General features: G+C 69.8%; 20 protein-coding genes. 9 read left to right on the top strand and 11 right to left on the bottom strand.

The genetic code is table 11. The features are described from left to right. Positions 1-513, top strand: coding sequence for a hypothetical protein (locus HHX35_RS33100; RefSeq protein WP_182902597.1), 513 nt, complete (start codon positions 1-3; stop codon positions 511-513). Positions 514-555: 42 nt separating this feature from the next. Here HHX35_RS33100 and HHX35_RS33095 read toward each other — a convergent pair whose 3' ends face one another. The 9 genes from HHX35_RS33095 to HHX35_RS33055 all read right to left on the bottom strand — a co-directional run bounded on the left by HHX35_RS33095 (position 556) and on the right by HHX35_RS33055 (position 7,897). Then, on the bottom strand, positions 556-1,191 hold the full coding sequence (locus tag HHX35_RS33095) for a pyridoxamine 5'-phosphate oxidase family protein (protein WP_182902596.1): 636 nt from the start codon (positions 1,189-1,191) through the stop codon (positions 556-558). An 87-nt stretch (positions 1,192-1,278) separates the two neighbouring features. Beyond that, positions 1,279-1,446 carry a hypothetical protein gene (locus HHX35_RS33090; RefSeq protein WP_167538755.1) on the bottom strand — a complete coding sequence of 56 codons (168 nt, stop codon included), beginning with the start codon at positions 1,444-1,446 and terminating at the stop codon, positions 1,279-1,281. A gap of 325 nt (positions 1,447-1,771) precedes the next feature. Next, on the bottom strand, positions 1,772-2,221 hold the full coding sequence (locus tag HHX35_RS33085) for a carboxymuconolactone decarboxylase family protein (protein ID WP_182902595.1): 450 nt from the start codon (positions 2,219-2,221) through the stop codon (positions 1,772-1,774). Between the two features lie 2 nt (positions 2,222-2,223). Further along, positions 2,224-3,168, bottom strand: a complete 945-nt coding sequence (sigJ, locus tag HHX35_RS33080) for an RNA polymerase sigma factor SigJ (RefSeq protein ID WP_310739476.1) — start codon at positions 3,166-3,168, stop codon at positions 2,224-2,226. A 22-nt stretch (positions 3,169-3,190) separates the two neighbouring features. Next, complete coding sequence (locus HHX35_RS33075; protein ID WP_220506187.1) at positions 3,191-3,529, bottom strand: hypothetical protein; 339 nt, start codon at positions 3,527-3,529, stop codon at positions 3,191-3,193. Between the two features lie 225 nt (positions 3,530-3,754). Next, entirely contained in the window at positions 3,755-4,756 is a 1,002-nt protein-coding gene (locus tag HHX35_RS33070; RefSeq protein ID WP_182902593.1) for a LacI family DNA-binding transcriptional regulator, read from the bottom strand. 44 nt (positions 4,757-4,800) lie between these two features. Further along, complete coding sequence (locus HHX35_RS33065; protein WP_182902592.1) at positions 4,801-5,682, bottom strand: carbohydrate ABC transporter permease; 882 nt, start codon at positions 5,680-5,682, stop codon at positions 4,801-4,803. After that, positions 5,682-6,578 (bottom strand): carbohydrate ABC transporter permease, encoded by an 897-nt coding sequence (locus HHX35_RS33060; RefSeq protein ID WP_182902696.1) that lies wholly within the window; start codon positions 6,576-6,578, stop codon positions 5,682-5,684. Before HHX35_RS33060 ends, HHX35_RS33065 begins: the two co-directional genes overlap by 1 nt. Positions 6,579-6,580: 2 nt before the next feature. Next, on the bottom strand, positions 6,581-7,897 hold the full coding sequence (locus tag HHX35_RS33055) for an ABC transporter substrate-binding protein (RefSeq protein WP_182902591.1): 1,317 nt from the start codon (positions 7,895-7,897) through the stop codon (positions 6,581-6,583). A 206-nt stretch (positions 7,898-8,103) separates the two neighbouring features. Here HHX35_RS33055 and HHX35_RS33050 point away from each other — a divergent pair, with 206 nt between their 5' ends. From HHX35_RS33050 to HHX35_RS33040, 3 genes are all read left to right on the top strand, one after another. Continuing rightward, positions 8,104-10,146, top strand: a complete 2,043-nt coding sequence (locus tag HHX35_RS33050; RefSeq protein ID WP_310739474.1) for a beta-galactosidase — start codon at positions 8,104-8,106, stop codon at positions 10,144-10,146. A 92-nt stretch (positions 10,147-10,238) separates the two neighbouring features. After that, the gene (locus HHX35_RS33045; protein WP_182902590.1) at positions 10,239-11,399 is read left to right on the top strand and encodes an arabinogalactan endo-1,4-beta-galactosidase; all 1,161 of its coding nucleotides are present in this window, start codon (positions 10,239-10,241) and stop codon (positions 11,397-11,399) included. Positions 11,400-11,507: 108 nt separating this feature from the next. Next, positions 11,508-12,599: a glycosyl hydrolase 53 family protein gene (locus HHX35_RS33040; RefSeq protein ID WP_182902589.1), complete on the top strand. Its 1,092-nt coding sequence runs from the start codon at positions 11,508-11,510 to the stop codon at positions 12,597-12,599. Positions 12,600-12,719: 120 nt separating this feature from the next. Here HHX35_RS33040 and HHX35_RS33035 read toward each other — a convergent pair whose 3' ends face one another. Then, the gene (locus HHX35_RS33035) at positions 12,720-13,274 is read right to left on the bottom strand and encodes a hypothetical protein (RefSeq protein WP_182902588.1); all 555 of its coding nucleotides are present in this window, start codon (positions 13,272-13,274) and stop codon (positions 12,720-12,722) included. Positions 13,275-13,363: 89 nt separating this feature from the next. Next, positions 13,364-13,600, bottom strand: a complete 237-nt coding sequence (locus tag HHX35_RS33030; protein ID WP_182902587.1) for a hypothetical protein — start codon at positions 13,598-13,600, stop codon at positions 13,364-13,366. A 176-nt stretch (positions 13,601-13,776) separates the two neighbouring features. Between HHX35_RS33030 and HHX35_RS33025 the strand changes: the two genes are divergently transcribed. From HHX35_RS33025 to HHX35_RS33005, 5 genes are all read left to right on the top strand, one after another. Beyond that, on the top strand, positions 13,777-16,041 hold the full coding sequence (locus HHX35_RS33025; RefSeq protein ID WP_259405635.1) for a TIM-barrel domain-containing protein: 2,265 nt from the start codon (positions 13,777-13,779) through the stop codon (positions 16,039-16,041). A gap of 22 nt (positions 16,042-16,063) precedes the next feature. After that, positions 16,064-17,380, top strand: coding sequence for a sugar ABC transporter substrate-binding protein (locus HHX35_RS33020; RefSeq protein ID WP_182902585.1), 1,317 nt, complete (start codon positions 16,064-16,066; stop codon positions 17,378-17,380). A 108-nt stretch (positions 17,381-17,488) separates the two neighbouring features. Then, positions 17,489-18,391, top strand: coding sequence for a carbohydrate ABC transporter permease (locus HHX35_RS33015; RefSeq protein WP_139576352.1), 903 nt, complete (start codon positions 17,489-17,491; stop codon positions 18,389-18,391). Next, a complete protein-coding gene (locus tag HHX35_RS33010; protein ID WP_310739471.1) occupies positions 18,388-19,227 on the top strand; it encodes a carbohydrate ABC transporter permease in 840 nt (279 codons plus the stop codon). The genes HHX35_RS33015 and HHX35_RS33010 overlap by 4 nt, the downstream gene beginning before the upstream one ends. Positions 19,228-19,268: 41 nt before the next feature. Beyond that, positions 19,269-22,199, top strand: coding sequence for a glycoside hydrolase family 3 protein (locus HHX35_RS33005; RefSeq protein WP_182902584.1), 2,931 nt, complete (start codon positions 19,269-19,271; stop codon positions 22,197-22,199). The last annotated feature ends 7 nt before the right edge of the window (positions 22,200-22,206 follow it).

Raw genomic sequence — 22,206 nt, 5'->3', positions numbered from 1 at the left:
TTGGTGCTCGTGGCGGGCTGCGCCGGCACCGGAACCCCCGGCGCCCGAAACCCGGGCACCGGAAACCCCGGCACCGGCACGGGCGCCGGAACGACGCTCCCGTCCGCCTCCGTCCCGGCCTCCGTCCCCGCCTCCGTCTCTGCGTCGGTCCCGGCTCAGGGGTCCTGCGAACGGACGGCCGGCAGCACGGCGAACGCTCTGCCCGAGGTGCGGGGCTCCGGGCGGGGAGCCGAGGTGTGGGGGCTGATGTTCGCGCCGGTGCCGCTCGCCGCCGGTCGGGAGGTCAAGATCGTGTGGCGGATGACGGGTGAGGGGCCGTTGCGCGTGACCGCCGCGCTCCCCGACGGCACCGCCGCCAGGCTGACCTGGGGGCCCGAGGCGCACGGCGGATCGACCTGGCACCGGCCCGGTCAGGAGTGGGGCACGGGGTTCGTCTTCCCCAAGCCGGGCTGCTGGGAGATCACGCTGACCCGCGACCGGGGCTCGGGCACGGTGTGGCTGCCGGTGCGGTGAGTCGAGCCCCGGCCCGCGCCACCGGGTCGTGGATCGTCGCGGTCAGTGGGGTGTGGTGCGGGCGAGGATGTGCGGCGGGACGGGATGGGCGGCGGCCTGCGGGTCGGTCACGGGAGCCTGCCACGACCGGGTGAGCGGCAGGATCCCGGCCCACACGTCGTGCGGGTCGCCGGCGTCCTCGGGGTGGCCCTCGCGCACCTTGACCGACGCCTCGGCGAGCGGGACCGCGAGGATCGTCGTCGCGGCCAGTTCCTTGCGGTTCGGCTGCCGGGCGTAGTCCCACTGGCCGGGGGTGGCGTGCTCGGTCAGGCACCGCAGGGCGGCGAGCTTCTCGTCGCCCTCCAGCACGCGCGGCACGCCGTAGATCATCGCACTGCGGTAGTTCACGCCGTGCTCGAAGACCGACCGGGCAAGCACGAGGCCGTCGACGTGGGTGATCGTCACGCAGACCGTCGTGTCGCGGGTGAGGCTGCGGCTGGCCACCGAGCCGTGCACGTACAGATGGTCGTCGTCGAAGCCGTACACCGTCGGCACCACCATGGGGTCGCCGTCCACGACGACGCCGAGGTGACAGACGAACCCGGCCCGGAGCACCTCGAAGAGCGCCTCCCGGTCGGCGCGGCCCTGCTCGCGCAACCGGCGGTGCCGGGTCCGCTCGGTTGCGGACAGATCACTCATGAGGCGACATTCAACCAGTAAAAGGCTCGGCCCGCCCGGCAGGGTTGCCGGGCGGGCCGTGTCGTGGATCGCTGTGGAAGAGCCGGCTCAGGCGGCGGACGTCGGCCCGGACGTCCGCGGGAACCGGATGACGTTCCCGCCCGTGTAGGCCTTGAGATCGACGATCTTCCGGTCTCTCCTGTCCCGCGCGGGCCTGCGGCGCAGCGCGGTCCTGATGTCCCTGACCTTGGCGAGCGACGGCACCACCGTGACCATGTTCGTTTCCCCCCGACCGTGATGGTTCCGTGACCTTTCCGGTATAGATACCGGAGGCCTGGTAAAAGGGGCGTAAAGCCTCCGATGTCACACAAGCCTCTGGATACACGAGGGCCTCCGCATGAGGGCCTCTGCAAGCACGAGGGCCTCTGGAAGCACGGCTCAGTACGGAAGCGGCCGGCCGGAGGGGGTGCGCAGATCGAGATCGGCGACGGGACGACGGACGCGGCGGGGCCTGCGGATCGTGCTACGTCTCATGGCCTTTCTCCTTCCATGACGTTAGGCAGACTATTCGCCCCGCGTGCCGCCGTCCTCCCGTTTTCACTCAGAGGGAGCCGGGCACCTTGCGGCTCACGACGCAGATCCGGTTCCAGGCGTTGATCTGCGCGATGGCGACGACCAGCGCGGCCAGCTGCTCCTCCGAGTAGTGCTTGGCCGCATCCGCCCAGATCTCGTCCGGGACGGGGTCGGACCGGTCGGCGAGCCGGGTCGCGGCCTCGGTCAGCGCGAGCGCGGCCCGCTCGGCGTCCGTGTAGTAGGGCGCCTCCCGCCAGGCGGCCACCGACCACAGGCGCTCGTCGCTCTCCCCGGCCTTCTTGGCATCCCGGAAGTGCATGTCCAGGCAGAAGGCGCAGCCGTTGATCTGGCTGGCCCGGATCTTGGCGAGTTCCAGGGTGGCGGGGGGCACGTCGCACTCGTGCAGGAAACGCTCCACCCCCAACATGGCCCGGTACGCCTCGGGAGCTAGCTCGCGGACGTTGATCCGCTCGGTCATCGTCATCTCCTCGTCTCGTCGGCCCGCGTCACGCGGGCGAGTTTCTCGGGGTTCAGGACCATGTCGACGGCGGTGACCCGGCCCTCCGCGACGGTGAGGCCGAGCACGGCGACCAGCCGGTCGCCGCGGTAGCGCAGCAGGCCCGGCCAGCCGTTCACCACGGCGGGGACCAGCTCGAACCGGCCGAACCTCTGGATGCCGAACAGCAGCCTGGCCACCTTGGCCGCGCCGAAGACGGGCCGCCTCCCGGCGCGCACCCGGCCGCCGCCGTCGCTGCGGAACACGACGTCCGGGTCGAGAAGCGCGACCAGCCTGTCTATGTCGTCGCCGAGGCATGCCCGGGCAAAGGCGTGCACCACCCGCCGGTGCTCGGAGGGGTCCACGTCGAACCGGGGCGCGCGCGACGCGACGTGCGCCCGCGCCCGGGCGGCGAGCTGCCGGCAGGCCGCAGGACTGCGCCCGACCGCCTCGCCCACCTCGGCGAACGTCAGGCCGAACACGTCGTGCAGCACGAACGCCGTGCGCTCGGCCGGGCTGAGCGACTCCAGCACGACGAGCATCGCCATGCTCAGCGACTCGTCCAGGGTCACCCGTTCCGCGGGGTCCGGCGCCGCCCCGATGAGAACGGGGCCGGTGAGAACGGGCCCGGTGAGTACGGGCTCGGGCAGCCACTGCCCCACGTACTCCTCCCTGCGGTGCCGCGCCGAGCGCAGCACGTCGAGAGCAAGCCGGGAGACCGTGACCACCAGCCAGCCGGTCACGTCCCCGATCTCCTCGCCCCCGTCGGCGGCCGTGGCGGACCGCAGCCGCATCCAGGCGTCCTGCACGACGTCCTCGGCCTCGTCGAGGCTGCCGAGCAGCCCGTACGCGACCCCGAGCAGCCGGGGCCGCATCCCCTGGAACTCGGCGTCCAGGCCGGTAACCACTCCGCCGTCATGGTCGTTCACACACTGAGGACGAGACACCCCCTCAGTGTGTGACATCCCTCTGCGGCGGCTGCCCTCGCGGCGCCTCCTGTGCCGGTGCCGAGGACCCGCCGGTGGGGGTGCGGAGGCCGAACGCGACGACGACCGCGCCGAGCACCGCCGCCGCCACCGGAACGACCAGCGCGGTCCGCAGCGCGTCCGGTCCCGACCCGGCCGCGACGCTGACGGCGGTGACGGCCGACAGCCCGAGCGCCGTGCCGGACTGCATCGCCGTGTACAGCAGGCCGCCCGCCAGGCCGTGCTCGTCGACGCCCTCCGTCGCGGCCATGGTCAGCGGGCCGTACGCCAGTGAGAAGAACAGGCCGAGGGCGCGACTCTGCACGCCACCATCCGTGCCCTGGTCGTCTGGACCGAGGAGCACCAGAACGCCATCGCCGCGGCCCGCGCCGCGTACGACCGGCGCGTGGCCGCCGAGCAGGAGGCCGCCGAGCGCGAAGAGGCCGAACGCCGGGCCGTCGCCCGCGCGGCCCTGCCGATCAGGGGCCGACCGCCGGCGAAGGTGCCCGAACGAGGGCGAGCACGGGCCGGCCGGGGACGCGACGTGGCCTCAGGCCGACTCCCTCACGATGAGACGGGTGGGCAGGATCACCGGGTCCACCGGGCCCCCTCCGTCGACGAGCGCGAGCAGCAGCCGTACGGTCTCCTCCGCGACGTCGGCGAGCGGCTGGCGGATCGTGGTGAGCGGCGGGTGCGTGGTGGCGGCGACCGACGAGTCGTCGAAGCCGCCCACGGCCACGTCGTCGGGCACCCGGCGTCCGGCCGCGCGCAGCGTGGACAGCGCGCCGGCCGCCATGAGGTCGGAGGCCACGAAGACCGCGTCGAGGTCGGGTGTGCGCTCGAGCAGCCGCGCCATCGCGCTCTCGCCGCTGAGCTGGGTCCAGTCGCCGTGCTCGATCAGCTTTCTGGAGGCCTTCCTGCCGAGCACGTCGGCGAAGCCCTCCAGGCGCTGGATGCCGCCGGGAGTGTCCATCGGGCCGGTGATCGTGGCGATCTTCCTGCGGCCCTGCTCGACCATGTAGCGGGTCATCTGCCGGGCGCCCTCGCGGTCGTCGGCCGCCGCGTAGGGGATGACGTTCTCCTTGCCGATCACCGCGCCGCAGGCCACGGCCGGGATGCGCAGCGACTCCAGTTCGTCCACCAGCGGGTCGCCCGCGTGCGTGGACATCAGCAGCACGCCGTCGGCGTGGCCGCCGCGCACATAGCGCACGACGCGCTCGCGGTCGCCGTCGTCCCCCGCCAGCATGATGACCAGGGAGACGTCCCGCTCGCCGAGCCGCCGGATCGCCGTACGGATGGTGGTGCTGTAGTTCGGGTCCTCGAAGACCTTCTCGTGCGGCTCCGACAGCACCATCACCACCGACCCGGTCCGCTGGGTGACCAGGCTGCGGGCGTTGCGGTTGACGATGTAGCCGGTCTCGGCGATGGCGCGGCGGACGGCGGCGTGGGCGGCGGGGCTCACATAACGGTCGTCGTTGAGCACCCGGGACACGGTGCCCCGGGAGACGCCCGCCGCCGCGGCCACGTCGTGAATGGTCGGACGCTTCGCCATGGTCGTATTGTCCCCCCGCCGATCAGCGTGTTTCCCCGTGCTCGTCAGCTTTTCACGGCCCCGCCGGACAGGTCCGTACGCCAATAGCGCTGCATCGTGAGGAACAGCGCGATCAGCGGGATGAGCGACAGCATCGTCCCCGTGATGATCAGGTTGTACAGCGACGGCTGGTTGGCGCCCGCGGCGAGCAGCGTGTAGAGGCCGACCGTCAGCGGGAACTTGTGGTCGTCGCCCAGCATGATGAACGGCAGCAGGAAGTTGTTCCAGATCGCGACGAACTGGAACAGGAAGATCGTCACCATGCCCGGCGTCAGCAGCGGCAGCGCCACCTGGCGGAACAGCCGCCACTCGCCCGCGCCGTCCAGCCGGCCCGCCTCCAGCAGCGAGCCGGGGATCGCCGCCTGCGAGTAGATCCTGGCCAGATAGATGCTGTACGGATGCAGGATCTGGGGCAGCAGCACCGACCAGTACGTGTCGGCCAGGCCGGCCTTGGAGAACAGCAGATACTGCGGGATCGCCAGCACGACCGACGGCACCAGGATGCCGCCGATGAGCAGGTTGAAGATCAGGCCGCGACCGGGGAAGGAGTACTTCGCCAGCGTGTACCCCGAGATCGTGGACACCGCGGTCGACAGCACCGCGCCGCCCCCGGCGTACAGGACGGTGTTGAGCAGCCAGAGCCAGAAGACGCCGTCGCGGTAGGCGAACAGGTCGCCCAGGTTGGACAGCAGGCCGGTGCCGGGCGCGAAGGTCGAGGTGGAGAACAGCTCGGCCTTGGACTTGGTGGCGGCGACCACCACCCAGCTCACCGGGAACAGGGTGTAGATCGCGCCCAGCACGAGCACCCCGGTCGGCACGATCCCCAGCGGGCGGCGCGGCGAGGGGCGGGCGTGCCCGCGGGTCCTCGGCAGTGCGGTGGCGGCCATCAGCCCTCCCCGAACGCGTGGTTCTTCACGACCCGCAGGAAGCCGAACGACAGCACGAGGGAGATCCCGGCGATCACCATGGACGTCGCGGCGGCCGAGTACAGGTCGCCGGTGACGAACGCGTCGCGGTACACCTTCATCAAGGGGCTCCAGGTCGAGCTGATCGTGTTCGTCAACGGCCGCAGGGTGGTCGGCTCCGTGAACACCTGGACGGTCGCGATGACGGAGAACACCGTGGTCAGGATGATCGACGGCACCAGGATCGGGATCTTGATGCGCAGCGCGATGCCCAGCTCGCTCGCGCCATCGATCCTGGCCGCCTCGTAGTACTCCCGCGGCACGGCCCGCAGGTTCGTGTAGAGCACCAGCATGTTGAAGCCGGTGCCGCCCCAGACCGCCACGTTCGCCATCGAGAACGTCACCAGGTCGGTGCTCAGGAACGGGTGCTCGCCGAACGGGCTGAGGCTGGGCAGGTAGAGGAAGCCCCACATCAGCGTCGCCGCCACGCCCGGCACGGCGTACGGCAGGAAGATCGAGATCCGGGTGAGGCGGGCGAGCCGCACGTGCGCCGCGTCGAGCATCAGCGCGAACACGAGGGCGAGCCCCAGCATCAGCACGAGCACGAGGGCTCCGTACGCGAGGACGCGAAGCCATCCGGCCCACAGCTCGCCGTCGCCGACGGCGGCGGCGTAGTTGTCGAGCCCGGCGAAGACCTCCGTGCGGGCCCCCTTGCCGAGGCCCAGGCCGGAGACCTTGGTGCGCCGCAGGCTCAGATAGATCGTGTAGCCGATGGGCAGTGCCATGAAGAGCGCGAACAGCGCCATCGCCGGGGCGAGGAACAGGTAGGGCACGGCGCCCGCGCGGCCGGCGCGGGCGCCCTTCTCCGGAGATCCCATCGTCACTGCGCGAGGGTGAAGCCGGACTTCTGCATGTCGGCGACGGTGGCGTCCTGCATGCTCTGCACGGCGGCGGCGAAGTCGGACTTGGCGGCGACGGCCTTGTCGAAGGCGTCCTTGTACGCGTTGTACGTCACGCCCACGTTGGGGCCGAAGGTGAAGCCGCGGGCGGTGGCACCGATGGAGGCGGCCTGCTGCCAGAAGTCGGGCTGGTTGGAGAAGTAGCCGGGAGCCTCGGTCATCAGCGCGGCGCCCTTGGCGGAGGCCGGGTAGACCGCGCCCTCCTTGATCAGCAGTCCGAGCGCCTGCGGGTCGGTGTTCAGCCAGGTGGCGAACGTCGCGGCGGCCGCCTTGTTCGGCGACTTGGCGGCGACGGCGGTGGAGGAACCGCCCCAGAAGCCGCTGTGGTTCTCACCCGCGTTCCACTGCGGCAGCGGGGCGATGGCCCACTTGCCCTTGGCCTTCGGCGCGTTGCTCGACAGCACGCCCGGGCCCCACACGGCCGACGGCCAGGTGAGCAGCTTGCCGTCGTTGAGCGCCTTGTTCCACTCGGGAGTGAAGTAGGGCATGCCGTCGATGACGCCCTCCTTCACCAGGCCGCCCCAGTAGGAGGCGACCTTCTTGGTGGGCTCGTCGTCGATGGCGACCTTCCAGGCGTCGCCGCTGATCGACCACCACTGCGCGCCCGCCTGCTGGGCGAGCCCGGCGAACGAGCCCGGGTCCTTGCTGGAGAACGTGCCCAGGAAGACCTTGGGGTCCTTCTTGTGCACGGTGCGGGCGGCCTCGGCGTACTCGTCCCAGGTCTTCGGCACCTCGATGCCGTACTTCTCGAACAGGTCCTTGCGGTAGTAGAGCATCATCGGCCCGCTGTCCTGGGGGACCGCGTAGACGGCGTCGGTGCCGAGGGTCACCAGCCCCCAGATGCCCTCGCCGAACTCGGCCTTCGCCTGCGCGGTCTCCGCCTTCAGATCGGCCACCGCGTCGGCGGCGACGAAGGAGGGCAGCATCTGATACTCGGCCTGGACCAGGTCGGGCGGGTTGCCCGCCTTAGCGGCGGTGAGGAACTTGGCCGCCGCGTCGTCGCCCCCCGCCTGCTTGCTGACCGTGACCTGGATGTCGGGGTGGGCCTGGTTCCACACTGCGACGATCTTGTCCATGTTCGGGACCCAGGTCCAGTAGGTCAGCTTCACCGGGCCGGCCGGCGCCGCGCTCTGGCTCGCGGTCTGGGCGGACGGCTCGTCCGAGCCGCCCGAGCAGGCCGTCGAGAGCGCGGCGGTGAGGATCGCGACCGCCGCCACTGCTAACCGGTTCACGCGCATATGTTCCTCCAGGCAGGTGGGGGAGGGGGTAAGAGGCTGGGCTGTCTGGGAGCGTTCACAGACTGAAAGCTCCATTCCGTGCTGTCAATGGTCGTTACGCGGTTGTTAGCGACCCTCACTGATCAGCGCGAATCGGTCGAACCTTCTCGGAGAGACGGTTCTGCGCTACTGTGCACGTTCACAGAAGCAGAATCGAGGGGAGAGACGTGCCCGGATATCCCGTCCTGCCCGAGGGCCTCGCGTACGGCGGGGACTACAACCCCGAGCAGTGGCCGGAGGAGGTGTGGCGGGAGGACGTCCGCCTGATGCGCGAGGCCGGGGTGAACCTGGTCACCGTCGGTGTCTTCAACTGGGGACTGATCGAGCCGCGGGAGGGCGAGTACGACTTCTCCCGGCTCGACCGGATCCTCGACCTGCTCCACTCGGCCGGGGTGTACGCCGACCTCGCCACCCCCACCTCCTCGCCGCCCACGTGGTTCCGCCGCCGCTATCCCGGCAGCCGCCTCGTGGACAGGGAGGGCCACGTGCTCGGCGGCGGTTCGCGGCACAGCTTCTGCCCGAGCTCGCCCGACTACGCCGCGGCGTCCGAGCGGATCGTCGCCGCCCTCGCCGCGCGGTACGCCGGCCACCCCGCCCTGGCGATGTGGCACGTGCACAACGAGTACGGCTGGGCCAACGCCCACTGCTACTGCCCGGCGTCGGCCGAGGCGTTCCGCGCCTGGCTGCGGGACAGGTACGGGGACGTGGGCGCGCTCAACGCCGCCTGGGGCACCACCTTCTGGGGGCTGACCTACGGCGCGTTCGAGGAGGTCGAGCCGCCCGTCGCCGCGCCGGTGGGCCTGCTCACCGGGCTCCAGCTCGACTTCATGCGGTTCTCGGTCGACGCGCACATCGCCTGCTTCCGCAGGGAGCGCGAGACGATCCGGCGGTTCAGCGACCTGCCCGTCACGACCAACTTCATGATCCCCAATTGCAAGCCCATGGACTACTGGCGCTGGGCGGCCGAGGTCGACGTGGTGGCCAACGACCACTACCTCGACTCGGCTCGGGCCGATCCGCACATCGAGCTCGCCATGGCCGCCGACCTGACCCGGTCGGTGGCCGGGGGACGCCCCTGGATGCTGATGGAACACTCGACGGGCGCGGTCAACTGGCAGCCGCGCAACCTCGCCAAGCGGCCGGGGGAGATGCGCCGCAACACCCTCGCCCACGTGGCGCGCGGCTCGGACTCGGCGATGTTCTTCCAGTGGCGCGCCTCCCGATACGGCGCGGAGAAGTTCCACTCGGCGATGGTGCCGCACGCCGGCACCGACTCCCGGATCTGGCGCGACGTGGTCGCGCTCGGCGCGGACCTCGGCAGGCTCGCCGGGGTCAGGGGCGCGCCGGTGGCGGCCGAGGTCGCGGTGGTGTGGGACTGGGAGTCCTACTGGGCGCTCGAATTCGAGTGGCGGCCCTCGGCCGACCTGCGCTTCCGGGAACGGATCGAGGCCTACTACGAGGCGCTGTGGCGCGAGCACGTCACCGTCGACTTCGTGCACCCGTCGGCCGACCTGTCGCCCTACCGGCTGGTCGTCGCGCCCAGCTCCTACTTGATCGGCGAGGCGCCGGCGAAGAACCTGCACCGCTACGTGGAGGCGGGCGGACACCTGCTCGTGTCGTACTTCTCCGGCATTGTGGACGAGAACGACACCATCCACCCGGGGCCGTACCCCGGGGCGCTGCGAGAGGTGCTTGGCGTGGCAGTCGAGGAGTTCCACCCGCTTCGCGGGCACGAGACGGTCGCGTTGCGGCCGCCGAAGTCGTCCGGGCCCGGGTCAGCCAAGCCCGAGTCATCCAAGCACGGGTCATCCAAGCACGGGGCGACCGGCCGGATCTGGTCCGAGCGGGTGCGGCTCGCGGGGGCGCGGGCCGTGCACGAGTTCGCCGACGGCCCCGACGCCGGACATCCCGCCGTCACCCGGCACGACCTGGGCGCGGGCAGCGCGTGGTACGTGTCCACGGCGCTGGACGCCGAGTCCGGCCTGCGCACTCTCGTCGCGGGGGTTCTCGACCACGCGGGCGTGTCCCGGCCGCGCGGCCTGCCCGACACGCTGGAACTCGTACGGAGGGGCGACCACCTGTTCCTCATCAACCACGCGGACGCGCCGGTGACGGTGGAGGCGGTGACGGGCACCGGCGTGCTCGACGGCGCCGCGTACGGCGGTTCGGCGACGGTGCCCGCCGGGGGCGTCGTGGTCGTCCGCACATGAGCGCCCCGGCGCCGTGCCGCACCTGACCGGCGGCGCGGTGCCGGGGATCCGGGGGATTTCCCGCTGACGTCCTCTCCTGACCGGAGGATCCGATGGTTCGACACCTGGCGGCCCTGCTGTGCGCGGCCACCGCACTCCTCGCTCCGCTCACCACACCATTCACCGCCGCGGCGCCCGCGCACGCCGCGGTTCCGGACGCCGGCGGCCGCAGGCCGGGCGGCGGGCCCCCGCTCGCGATCAGGGGCGCCGACGTGTCGAGCCTCGCCAAGTCCGAGGCGCTCGGCGGGGCGTACCGCTACGCGAACGGGCGGCGGGGCGACGCGCTGGCGATCCTGCGGCACGGCGGGCTGAACTACATCCGGCTCAAGGTGTGGGTGAACCCCGCCGACGGCTACAACGGCAGGAGCCAGGTGCTGGCGGTCGCGAAGCGGGCCAAGGCGCTCGGCATGGGCCTGCTCGTGGACTTCCACTACTCCGACTCCTGGGCCGACCCCGGCAAGCAGAACAAGCCCGCCGCGTGGGAGTCGCTGTCGTTCGACGAGCTGAAGCAGGCGCTCTACGACCACACCTACGACGTGCTGAGCGCGCTGAAGGCGCAGGGCACGACGGCCGACATGGTGCAGGTGGGCAACGAGCTCAACGGCGGCCTGCTGTGGCCCGCCGGCCGCTGGGACAACTGGCCGCAGCTCGCCGCCCTGCTCAACGCGGGATACGACGCGGTCAAGGCGGTCTCCGGCGGCACCAAGGTCGTGCTGCACCTCGCGAACGGCGGCGACAACGGCCTCTACCGGTGGTGGTTCGACAACGCCGCGGCCAACGGCATCCGCTACGACGTGATCGGCCTGTCGTACTACCCGTACTGGCACGGCACGCTCGCCGCGTTCCAGGCCAACCTGAACGACGTCGCCGCCCGATACGGCAAGCCGGTCGTGGTGGCCGAGACGGCCTACCCGTTCACCACGGGCGACGACGACGGCTGGGAGAACACCGTCACCTCCGCCGAGCCGTACCCCGGATATCCGGCCACCCCCGCGGGCCAGGCGGCGTTCGCCCGCGACCTGATGAACATCGTGCGGGCGGTGCCCGGCGGGCGCGGGCTGGGGGCGTTCTGGTGGGAGGCCACCTGGACCGGGGTGAAGGGCAACGGCTGGGATCCCGCCGACCCGGCGTCGGGCAACGCCTGGGAGAACCAGGCCCTGTTCGGCTTCGACGACCGGGCGCTGCCCGCGCTGCGGGAGTTCGCCCGCCGGTAGCGCGGACGTGGTCTCCCTCCCCGCGACGACCTGACCACGTCGCGAGGAGGGTTCGGGGGTTCGGGGGTTCGGGGGCGTCCATCAGATCCTCTCCTGAGCGGAGGAACCATGAGAAAGATCCTCGCGGCGCTTGTCCTGTGCGCCGCGGCGGCTCTCACCGCCGGGCAACCGGCGCACGCCGCCACCACACTGACCATGCTCGGAGCAGACGTCTCCTCCGTGCAGCGCTCCCTCGACCTGGGCGCGAAGTACTACGACGCGGGCGGCGCACAGAGGGACCCGCTGGACATCCTCAAGGGAATCGGCGTCAACTACGTCCGCCTGCGGATCTGGAACAACCCCGTCAGCGGCTACAACAACAAGGCCAAGGTCCTGCAGTACGCCAAGACGGTCAAGGCCAAGGGGCTGAAGCTGCTCGTCGACTTCCACTACTCGGACACCTGGGCGGACCCCGGCAAGCAGTACAAGCCCGCCGCCTGGGCGAGCCACGGCATCGGCCAGCTGCAGACCGACGTCTACGACTACACCTACGACGTGTGCTCCAGCCTCAAGGCGCAGGGCACGACGCCGGACAGCGTGCAGATCGGCAACGAGATCAACGTCGGCATGCTGTGGAACGACGGCAAGGTCGTCAACAACGACTTCACGAACCTGAGCCTGCTGCTCAAGGCCGGCTACAACGCGACCAAGGCGTGCAACTCCAGCACGCAGGTGATCATCCATACGGCGGACGCGGACAGTGACGCCCACGCCCGCTGGTTCTACGACGGCATCCGCGCCAAGGGCGTGTCCTGGGACATCACCGGACTGTCGTACTACTGCATGTGGCACGGCACGCTGTCCAACCTCTACAACGTGATCTCGGACGTGCGGTCCCGCTACGGCAAGCCGGTCGTCATCGCCGAGACGGCCTACCCGTTCACGGCCGACAACGCCGACTGGGAGGGCAACTCGGTCACGTCGGGATGCGCGGGTTACGGCCTCACCTGGCAGGGTCAGGGCGCCGAGTTCGCGGCGGTGCAGAACACGGCCCGCAACGCGGGTGCCATCGGAGTCTTCTACTGGGAGCCGACCTGGTACGCGGTGCCCGGCAACGGCTGGGACCCGGCGAACATCAACGGCACCGGCGACGGCTGGGACAACATGGCCGTTTTCAACTGGACCGGCCACCTCAACCCGAACGTCCGGTGGACTCCATAACGGACTGACCGTCGAGCGGGCCACCTCGAAGGGCGACCCTTCGAGGTGGCCCGCTGCCGGGCTCACGCCGTATCACTACATTCCGATGTCGAGCAGGTGCATCGGCTCACGGGCAAAGCACTACTCGGTGAACAGCTCGTCGGCCGACGTGATGACGGCGGCCTTACGGACCCAGGCGTCCAGCTGGTTCGGGTCATCGCACTGGCAGATGCGCTCGCGTGCGTCGTCGGAGATTTCCAGGCCTCGGGCATCCAGCACCGAGAAGATCGACTTGATCTCCCCTCTCGCCTCGCCTTTGGCCAGCCAGTGGGAGAAGTACTTCTCGCCGAGGTAGTCGAAGTCCTGAATGGTGGTCACCATCTCCTCCAGACGCTTGACTGTCACAGGACGTAGCGAACTGATCACGTAGACGGGCCGGCTGAAGCGCTTGCCGGCATCCCGGCCCCGCTGTACCTCCACGATCACGGCCATCTGCGCGGCACCGGTCTCGTCCCGGAGCACCACGACCGAATCGGCGCGGAACTCGATCGGCGCCTGGGTGCAGTCGACCGTCTCCACGCGGGCGGCGGCGTGCGGCGGGATGTCGTCTCCTGTCACGCAGCGCAGCCGCTCCAGTGCGGTCTCCGGCCGGTTGCGGATGAGCTCGAGCGGCATCTCGTGATCAATACCAGGCATGACCGAGACGTTACTGAGTGTTGTCAGTCAATTACTGTGAGTTCGCGAAAGTGGCGGCGATTGGCGGCTATTAAGGGGCGTGGATCGGCTCAGGGCTCGGGGATGGCTTCCCATTCGCGGCAGGGGCCGAGCGCGTGGTGCTGGTAGATGACGCCCACGGCAGGGCGGGACCAGCCGAGTGCGACGGCGTCGCGCTCCGTGTGCGGGACCGGCTCGCCGAGGTCGGCGGCGGTGACGGGCTGGCCGCCCGGGCCGCAGACACACTCCGGGCTGCCCTCGTGGTCGATCGCGTCGTCGAGCGGCATCACGTGTACGAACCTGTCCATGTCACCTACCTTGACGGGGGATTGCGGTCACATTACCCCAGTGAGACATAAAGCGGAATAAGTTGGACAAATCCGGAGCAGCTCCGACCCATTGACCTTTGTTGGGATGGACGGCAAACTAACTCCACAATCGCTGGATGAGCCGATGGAGTGCCGCAATGCCGTACCGTCCCCCATTGATCGCGCGCGAGTTCTTCGTGGCGGATCCTCCAGAGCTTCCGGTGCGCGAGCCGGGCGAGGAGGGCCTGTCCGCGCTGACCAGCGCGGAGGTGGTGGCCTCCGACGGGCAGGGCGTGACGCTCAAGGGCTCCACCTCGGCGGAGGAGACGCTCGTCGTGCAGATCACGGTCGCGGGTGAGGGGGTGATCCGGGTGCGCCTGTCGGAGGACCCCGACGCGCGCACCCGATCCTCCCGCGCGATCTCGATGGTCACCCCCGGCGAGTACGGCGAGGCCGTCGTGGAGGCGAGCCACAGCCGCGTGGTCGTCGACGCCGGGTCGCTGCGGGCCGAGGTGCGGCTGAACCCGTGGAACCTGCGCTTCACCGACCGGGCCGGCCGGACGCTGGTGGAGCAGGACCCTGGCCACCCCGACATCAGCGGCCGGCTGCGCACGCTGCCGTTCGGCCGCTCCGCGGTGGACGGCGCCCCCGTCGCCTACCACGACACGTTCGTGGCCCCGGCGGACGAGGCGTTCGGCGGCTTCGGCGAGTCGTTCACGCCGCTCGACAAGCGCGGCCAGCGCCCGCTCATGTGGAACTTCGACGCGTTCGGGGCCGAGTCGCAGCGCGCGTACAAGAACGTGCCCTTCTACCTGTCCAGCAGGGGGTACGGCATCTGCGTCGACAGCGGCACGCCCGTCGAGTTCGACATGTGCCAGTCGACGCACAGCGCCGTGCAGATCATCGTGCCCGACGACCTCATCGACTACTACGTGATCGCGGGACCGACCCCCGCCGAGGTCCTGGACCGGTTCGACGGGCTGACCTCCCGGCCGGACCTGCCGCCGAAGTGGGCGTTCGGCACCTGGATCTCCTCGGGCTTCTTCCGGGACAGCCAGGAGCGCGTGCTGGAGCGCGCCAGGAAGATCAGAGAGCGGGGCATCCCCTGCGACGTGCTCCACCTCGACTGCTACTGGCAGGCGGACGGGCACTGGTCGGATCTCCAGTGGGACCCCGAGACGTTCCCCGACCCGGCGGGCATGCTCGCCACCCTCAAGGAGCAGGGCTTCAAGGTCTGCCTCTGGATGAACTCCTACATCTCGCACCTCAGCCCGGCCTTCGCCGAGGCGGCGGAGAAGGGCTACTTCCTCAAGCGGCCCGACGGTGAGACGTACGTCGCCGACACCTGGCACGGCTCCTACCCCGCCTGCGGCATCGTGGACTTCACCAACCCCGAGGCCGTCGAGTGGTTCAAGGGACTGCTGCGCGACCGACTGCGCGAGGGCGTCGCGGCGTTCAAGACCGACTTCGCCGAGGGCGTCCCCGCCGACGCCGTGGCCTTCAACGGCATGACCGGCACCGAGCTGCACAACGTCTACACGCTGCTGTTCAACGACATCGTCGCGGACGTGACCCGCGAGGTGAACGGGCACGGCCTGGTCTGGGCCCGTTCGTCCTACCTCGGCGGCCAGCGCCACTCGGCCCAGTGGAGCGGGGACGTCGACACCACCTACTCGGCGATGGGCAGCACGATCAGGGGCGGGCTGTCGCACGGCCTGTCCGGCATCCCCTTCTGGAGCCACGACGCGGGCGGGTTCACCGGCACGCCCAGCCCGGACCTCTACATCCGCTGGTCGCAGTTCGCCGCGCTGTCCCCGCTCGTACGGTTCCACGGCACGACCACCCGGGAGCCCTGGGAGTTTCCGCCGCACGCCGAGCAGGCCGCCATCGAGGCCCTGCGGCTGCGCTACCGGCTCATGCCGTACATCTATTCGGCGGCCGTCACCGCGGCCGAGACGGGCGCGCCGATGCTGCGCGCCCTGTGCGTCGACTACCCGGACGACCCGGTGGCATGGCAGGCGGACCTGGAGTACCTTCTCGGCACCGACCTGCTCGTCGCCCCGATGACCTCCGCCGACGGCACCCGGAAGGTCTACCTGCCCTCGGGGGTGTGGGTGGACTACTGGACGGGTGAGGCCGTCGACGGCGGGCGTTACGTCACGGTGTCGCCGCCGCTCGACCAGATCCCCCTGTTCGTACGGCACGGCTCGCTGATCCCGGTCACCGAGCCGGGCGACACGGTGGCAGACGACCCCCGGGTCTCGCTGCTCGCCTTCGGCCTGCCGGAGCGCGAGAGCCGTACGACGATCAGGGACCTGGACGGGGACACGACGGTCACGGCGGTGCGGGACGGCGACAGGCTGGTCGTCACCGCCGAGGGCCCCAAGCAGATCGACGGCGTCGAGTTCGTCGGCCCCGGCGCCCCGGTCGTCATCAACTAGACACACCCCCTGGAGAAAGACCATGTTCAGAGTAGGCAGGAGCGCGGCGGTGGCGGCACTGGCCGCGGCCGCACTGGCGCTCAGCGCGTGCGGTGGATCCTCTGACGATTCCAATAGCGGCAGCGGCGGCTCCGCGGAGGGCAAGACCCTCACCCTCTGGCACTACGAGACCGGCAACAGCGCCATGGGCACCGCCTGGGCCCAGGCGATGAAGGAGTTCGAGGCGAGCCACCCCGGCGTCAAGGTGAAGTTCGAGGAGAAGGGCTTCGAGCAGATCCAGAAGACGGCGTCGATGGTCCTCAACTCCGACGAGGCGCCCGACATCATGGAGTACAACAAGGGCAACGCGACCGCCGGTCAGCTGTCCAAGCAGGGCCTGCTCACCGACCTCACGGAGCAGGCGACCAAGCGCGGCTGGGACAAGCTGCTCAGCCCGTCGCTGCAGACCACCGCGAAGTACGACGAGCGGGGCATCATGGGCTCGGGCAAGTGGTTCGGCGTGCCGAACTACGGCGAGTACGTGATGGTCTACTACAACAAGGACATGTTCGATAAGGCGGGCGTCAAGGTGCCCACCACGTTCGACGAGTTCACCGCCGCGCTCGACGCGTTCGCGAAGAAGGGCACCACCCCGATCGCGATGGCGGGCGCCGAGTACCCCGCCCAGCAGCTGTTCTACCTGCTCGCGCTGAACAAGGCCAACCGCGCCTGGATCGACTCCTTCGAGCTCTACAAGGGCAAGGTCGACTTCCACGGCCCCGAGTTCACCTACGCGGCCCAGACCTTCTCCGACTGGGTGAAGAAGGGCTACATCAGCAAGGACTCGGCCGGCATGAAGGCCGAGGACATGGGCGTGGCGTTCATCGGCGGCAAGTTCCCGATCATGGTGTCGGGCAGCTGGTGGTTCGGCCGGATGGCGGAGGAGATCAAGGGCTTCAAGTGGGGCTCGTTCCTGTGGCCCGGCCAGTTCGCCCCGGGCTCAAGCGGCAACCTGTGGGTCGTGCCCGAGAAGTCCAAGAACAAGGACCTCGCCTACGACTTCATCGACATCACGATGAAGAAGGAGATCCAGAACCTGCTCGGCAACTCGGGCGGCGTCCCGGTCGCGGCCGACCCGTCGGCGATCACCGACGCGCAGAACAAGGAGCTGATCGAGAACTTCAACAAGCTCTCGACGCAGGACGGCCTGGCCTTCTACCCTGACTGGCCGGCTCCCGGCTACTACGACGTTCTCGTCGCCGGCATCCAGGAACTGATCAACGGCAGCAAGAAGCCCGAGGAGGTCCTGGACGAGATCGCCCAGCCCTACAACGACAACCTGGCCGACATCGGCAACTAGGGTCGCGGGCGGGTCTCCCGGCATAGGGGACCCGCCTTCCCTCCGACCCCGGCGGCGGGGCTGCCTGACCGGTCCCCGCCGCCGGGCCCCTTCTGGAAAGGTCTGCACATGGCACCACCCGGCGCGGGCGCGGCCCGCCCGCGCGGGAGGGGCGGCTACTGGCTCTACCTGGTTCCGAGCCTGGTGCTGTTCCTCGCGATCATCGTCGTCCCGTTCCTGATGAACGTGGCGACGAGCTTCACCCGCTGGTCCGGCGTCGGCACCCCCACCTGGATCGGGCTCGACAACTACACCAAGCTGTTCAAGGACGAGCGCTTCTGGGCGTCCTTCGAGCACAACGTCGCACTGATCATCGCGATGGCCGTGGTGCCCACGATCATCGGCCTGGTGCTCGCCGCCGCGCTGTTCGACTACATCGCCAAGCGGTTCGGCGGGCGTACGGCCTCGGCCCTGCGCGCGGCGTTCTACCTGCCGCAGGTGCTGCCCGTCGCGGTGGCCGGCGTGGTCTGGGGCTGGATGCTCCACCCGTCGTACGGCGCGGTGAACCAGATCTTCGGGATCAAGGTCAACTGGCTGGGCGACCCCGACATCGCGCTGGCGACGGTCATGGCGATCATGGTGTGGTTCCAGCTCGGATATCCGGTCGTCATCTTCATGGCCGGGCTTCAGCGGGTCGACCCCTCGCTGTACGAGGCGGCCGAGATCGACGGCGCCTCGTGGTGGCGCAGGTTCTGGCACATCACGATCCCGCAGATCCGGCCGGAGATCTTCGTGGTGCTGCTGACCTGCACGATCGCGGCGCTCAAGGTGTTCGGGCCGATCTTCGTGCTCACCAGGGGAGGACCCGGCTCCGCGACCATGGTGCCGTCGTACTTCTCCTATCTGAACTTCTTCCAGAAGGTCAACGTCGGGTACGGCTCGGCGATCGCGACCGTGCTCGCCCTGATCATCGTCGTGGTGACCTTCCTCTTCCTGCGGGTGCAGGAGCGTGACCAGGAGAGTGGCTCGTGAACGCCGATCGCACCTTCCGCCAGCCGGGACGGTGGGCCGTGCTCGCGGCACTGATCGTGCTCGCGGTCGTGATGCTCTTCCCCTTCGTCATCGTCACGCTCAACGCGTTCAAGTCCCCGGCCGAATACTCCGCGGGCGGCCCGCTGAGCCTGCCCCACGGGCTCTACCTCGACGGCATCGTCACCTTCTGGGATCGCGTCGACTTCGGCCTGAAGCTCTGGAACAGCCTCCTGATCAGCGGCGTCGTCGCGGTCGCCGCGGTGGTGCTGTCGGTGCTCAACGCGTACGCGCTGGGCGTCGGCAGGGTGCGCGGCCGGCTGTGGATCCTCGTGCTGTTCCTGGTCGCCAACACGCTGCCGCAGGAGGCGCTCGTCTACCCGCTCTACTACCTGTCGAAGGAGGTGGGGCTGTACGACTCGAAGCTCGCCGTCATCCTGATCTTCACGGTGATCCAGGCGGCCTTCGGGACCTACCTGCTCTCGTCGGTGCTCGGGCAGTTCCCCCGGGGGATCCTTGAGGCGGCCGAGATCGACGGCGCGAGCAGGCGGCGGATGCTGTGGGGCATCGTCGTGCCCATCAGCCGCCCGACCCTCTCGGTGCTGCTCATCTTCTTCTTCATCTGGACGTGGAACGAGTTCTTCCTGCCGATGGTGTTCCTCATCTCCAACGACAACCAGACCGTGCCGGTCGCCCTGGGCGTCCTGCAGGGCGAGAAGATGATGGACGCCACCATGTCCAGCGCGTCCGCGCTGCTCGGCATCATCCCCGCCGTGGCCTTCTTCCTGATCTTCCAGCGCACGCTGACCCGTGGCGTCACGGTCGGCGCCATCAAGTAACACCCCCCAACTAACGCGTCACTACCTGACCTGGAGGCGCAATGTCCCATCGCCGTTCGGCGATGCTGTCCGCGTCGGCCGCCCTGGCTCTGGCACTGAGCCTGGGCGCCGGCCCCGCGAGGGCGGCCGACGACTATCCGTTCCGGAACCCGTCGCTGCCGCTCGCCCAGCGCGTCGACGACCTGCTCGGCCGGCTCACACTGGACGAGAAGGTCTCGATGCTGCACCAGTACGCCCCCGCGATCGACCGTCTCGGCATCAAGATGTTCAAGACCGGCACCGAGGCGCTGCACGGCGTCGCCTGGTCGACCGACTACACGAACAACGGCGCCGTGGTCACCGCCAAGGGCACCGTCTTCCCCCAGGCGGTCGGCCTGGCCAGCACCTGGGACACGGGCCTGATCAAGCGGGTCGGCTCCGCCGTCGGCGACGAGGCCCGCGGCTTCCACGCAGACAACCCCACCGTGTGGGGGCTCAACCTCTGGGCGCCCGTGGTCAACCTGCTGCGCGACCCCCGCTGGGGGCGCAACGAGGAGGGCTACTCGGAGGACCCGACGCTGACCGGCGCCATCTCCACGGCGTACGGCTCGGGCCTGGAGGGCGACGACCCCGACCACCTCAAGGCGGCGCCGACGCTGAAGCACTACCTGGCCAACAACAACGAGGCCGGCCGCGACGTCACCTCCTCGGAGCTGCCGCCACGGGTCAAGCACGAGTACGACGAGGCGGCCTTCAAACCGGCGATCGAGGCCGACGCGGCCACCGGCGTGATGGCGTCGTACAACCTCGTCAACGGCCGGCCCAACACCGTCAGCCCCGACCTGAACGACGTGGTCCGCTCCTGGACGAAGCGGACGCTGTTCAACGTCACCGACGCCTGGGCGCCGAACAACCTGGTGCAGACCGAGAAGTACTACGCCACCCAGCCCGAGGCCGACGCCGCGCTGATCAAGGCGGGCCTCGACAGCATGACCGTCGACGACACCAACGGCGCCCCGACGGTCGCGGCCGTCAAGGAGGCGCTGGCGAAGGGGCTGCTCACCCAGGCGGACGTGGACGACGCCGTCCGGCACCAGCTCAGCATCCGCTTCCGGCTCGGCGAGTTCGACCCCGACGGCGGGCCGTACGCGAAGATCACCAAGGACGTGGTCAACAGCCCGGCGAACCAGAAGCTGAACCGCGAGACCGCGGCCAAGGCGATGGTGCTGCTGAAGAACTCCGGCGGCGCGCTGCCGCTGAAGCCCGGCAAGAAGGTCGCCGTCGTCGGCCCGCTGGCCGACGTGCTCTACACCGACTGGTATTCGGGCAGCCTGCCCTACAAGGTGACCCCGCTCGACGGGATCAAGGAGCGGGCCGCGTCGGTGGCCTCCTCCGAGGGCGCCGACCGGATCGCGCTGAAGGACGTCGCGACCGGGAAGTACATCACCGCTCCCGCGGCCGGCGGCGACCTCACCGAGAGCGACACCTCGGCCGGCGCCACCTCGACGTTCGACGCGTTCGACTGGGGCCAGGGCGTGCTGACCCTGCGCAGCGTGGCCAACGGCAAGTACGTCAGCCGGGCCAACTGGGCGACGCTGGCGAACACCGCCGACCAGCCGTCCGGCTGGTTCGTCCAGGAGCAGTTCAAGCTCGAGCAGCAGTCCGACGGCACCTACCTGCTGCGGTACGCCGGCTACGAGACGAGCGAGAGCTGGTTCGGGCCGAACGCCTACGTCAAGGCGGCGGCCGACGGCACGCTGAGCCTGACCACCGCCGACCAGGCCACGCACTACGCCAGGGAGGTCGTCTCCCGCGGAGTCGACGACGCGGTCGCCAAGGCCAAGGCCGCCGACGTGGCGGTCGTCGTGGTCGGCAGCATGCCGTTCATCAACGGCCGCGAGGCCCACGACCGCACCGACATGAACCTCGCCGAGGGCCAGGAGGCGCTGGTCAAGGCCGTGAAGGCGGCCAACCCGAACACGGTGGTGGTGCTGGAGAACAGCTACCCGACCACGATCAACTGGGAGCAGGACAACGTCCCCGCCATCCTGTGGACCACCCACGCGGGCGCCGAGACCGGGCACGCCCTCGCCGACGTGCTGTACGGCGACGTCAACCCGGCCGGGCGGCTCACCCAGACGTGGTACCGGTCGGCCGCCGAGCTGCCGGACATCCTCGACTACGACATCGTCAAGAAGGACCGGACGTACCTGTACTACCAGGGCAAGCCGCTCTACCCGTTCGGATATGGCCTGTCGTACACGTCGTTCTCCTACCAGGGGCTGAAGGCGGTGCCGAAGGGCGACGCGTACGAGGTCTCGGTCAAGGTGACCAACACCGGCTCCCGGGCCGGCGACGAGGTCGTGCAGCTCTACACCCACCAGCAGCGCTCGCGGGTGAAGCAGCCGGTCAAGCAGCTTCGCGCGTTCCAGCGGGTGATGCTGGCGCCGGGGCAGACCAAGACGGTCGCCTTCAGCGTCAAGAAGAGCGACCTGGCGCTGTGGGACGTCACGCGGAACAAGTGGACCGTCGAGAACGCGACCCACGACGTGCTCGTGGGGTCGTCCTCGGCGAACATCCGCCAGCGGGCGACGATCAACGTCAAGGGTGAGAACATCCCGCACCGCGACCTGTCGACGACCACCCGTGCGGTCGACTTCGACGACTACTCGGGCATCCACCTGGTCGACGAGACCAAGGTGCGCGGCGACGCGGTGGCGGGCGCGAACGGCGGCTGGATCGCGTTCAAGGACGTCCAGCTCCGCAAGCCCCGCACGGTGACGGCCGGGGTGGCCTCCACGGGCGGCGGGACCATCGAGGTGCGTCTCGGCTCGCCCACCGGCGCGAAGGTGGCCGCGATCCCGGTCGCCGCGACCGGCGGGATCTACAACTGGGCCACCGCGACCGCTCCCGTGTCCGGGGCGAACGGCGTGAAGGACGTCTACCTGGTCTTCACCGGCGACGTCCGGATCAAGGACCTCGCCCTGAGCTGAGGCTCCC

It is taken from the genome of Microbispora sp. H10830 (assembly GCF_014161375.1).
GTDB lineage: Bacteria > Actinomycetota > Actinomycetes > Streptosporangiales > Streptosporangiaceae > Microbispora > Microbispora catharanthi.
This window is presented reverse-complemented; position numbering and strand designations above follow the sequence as displayed.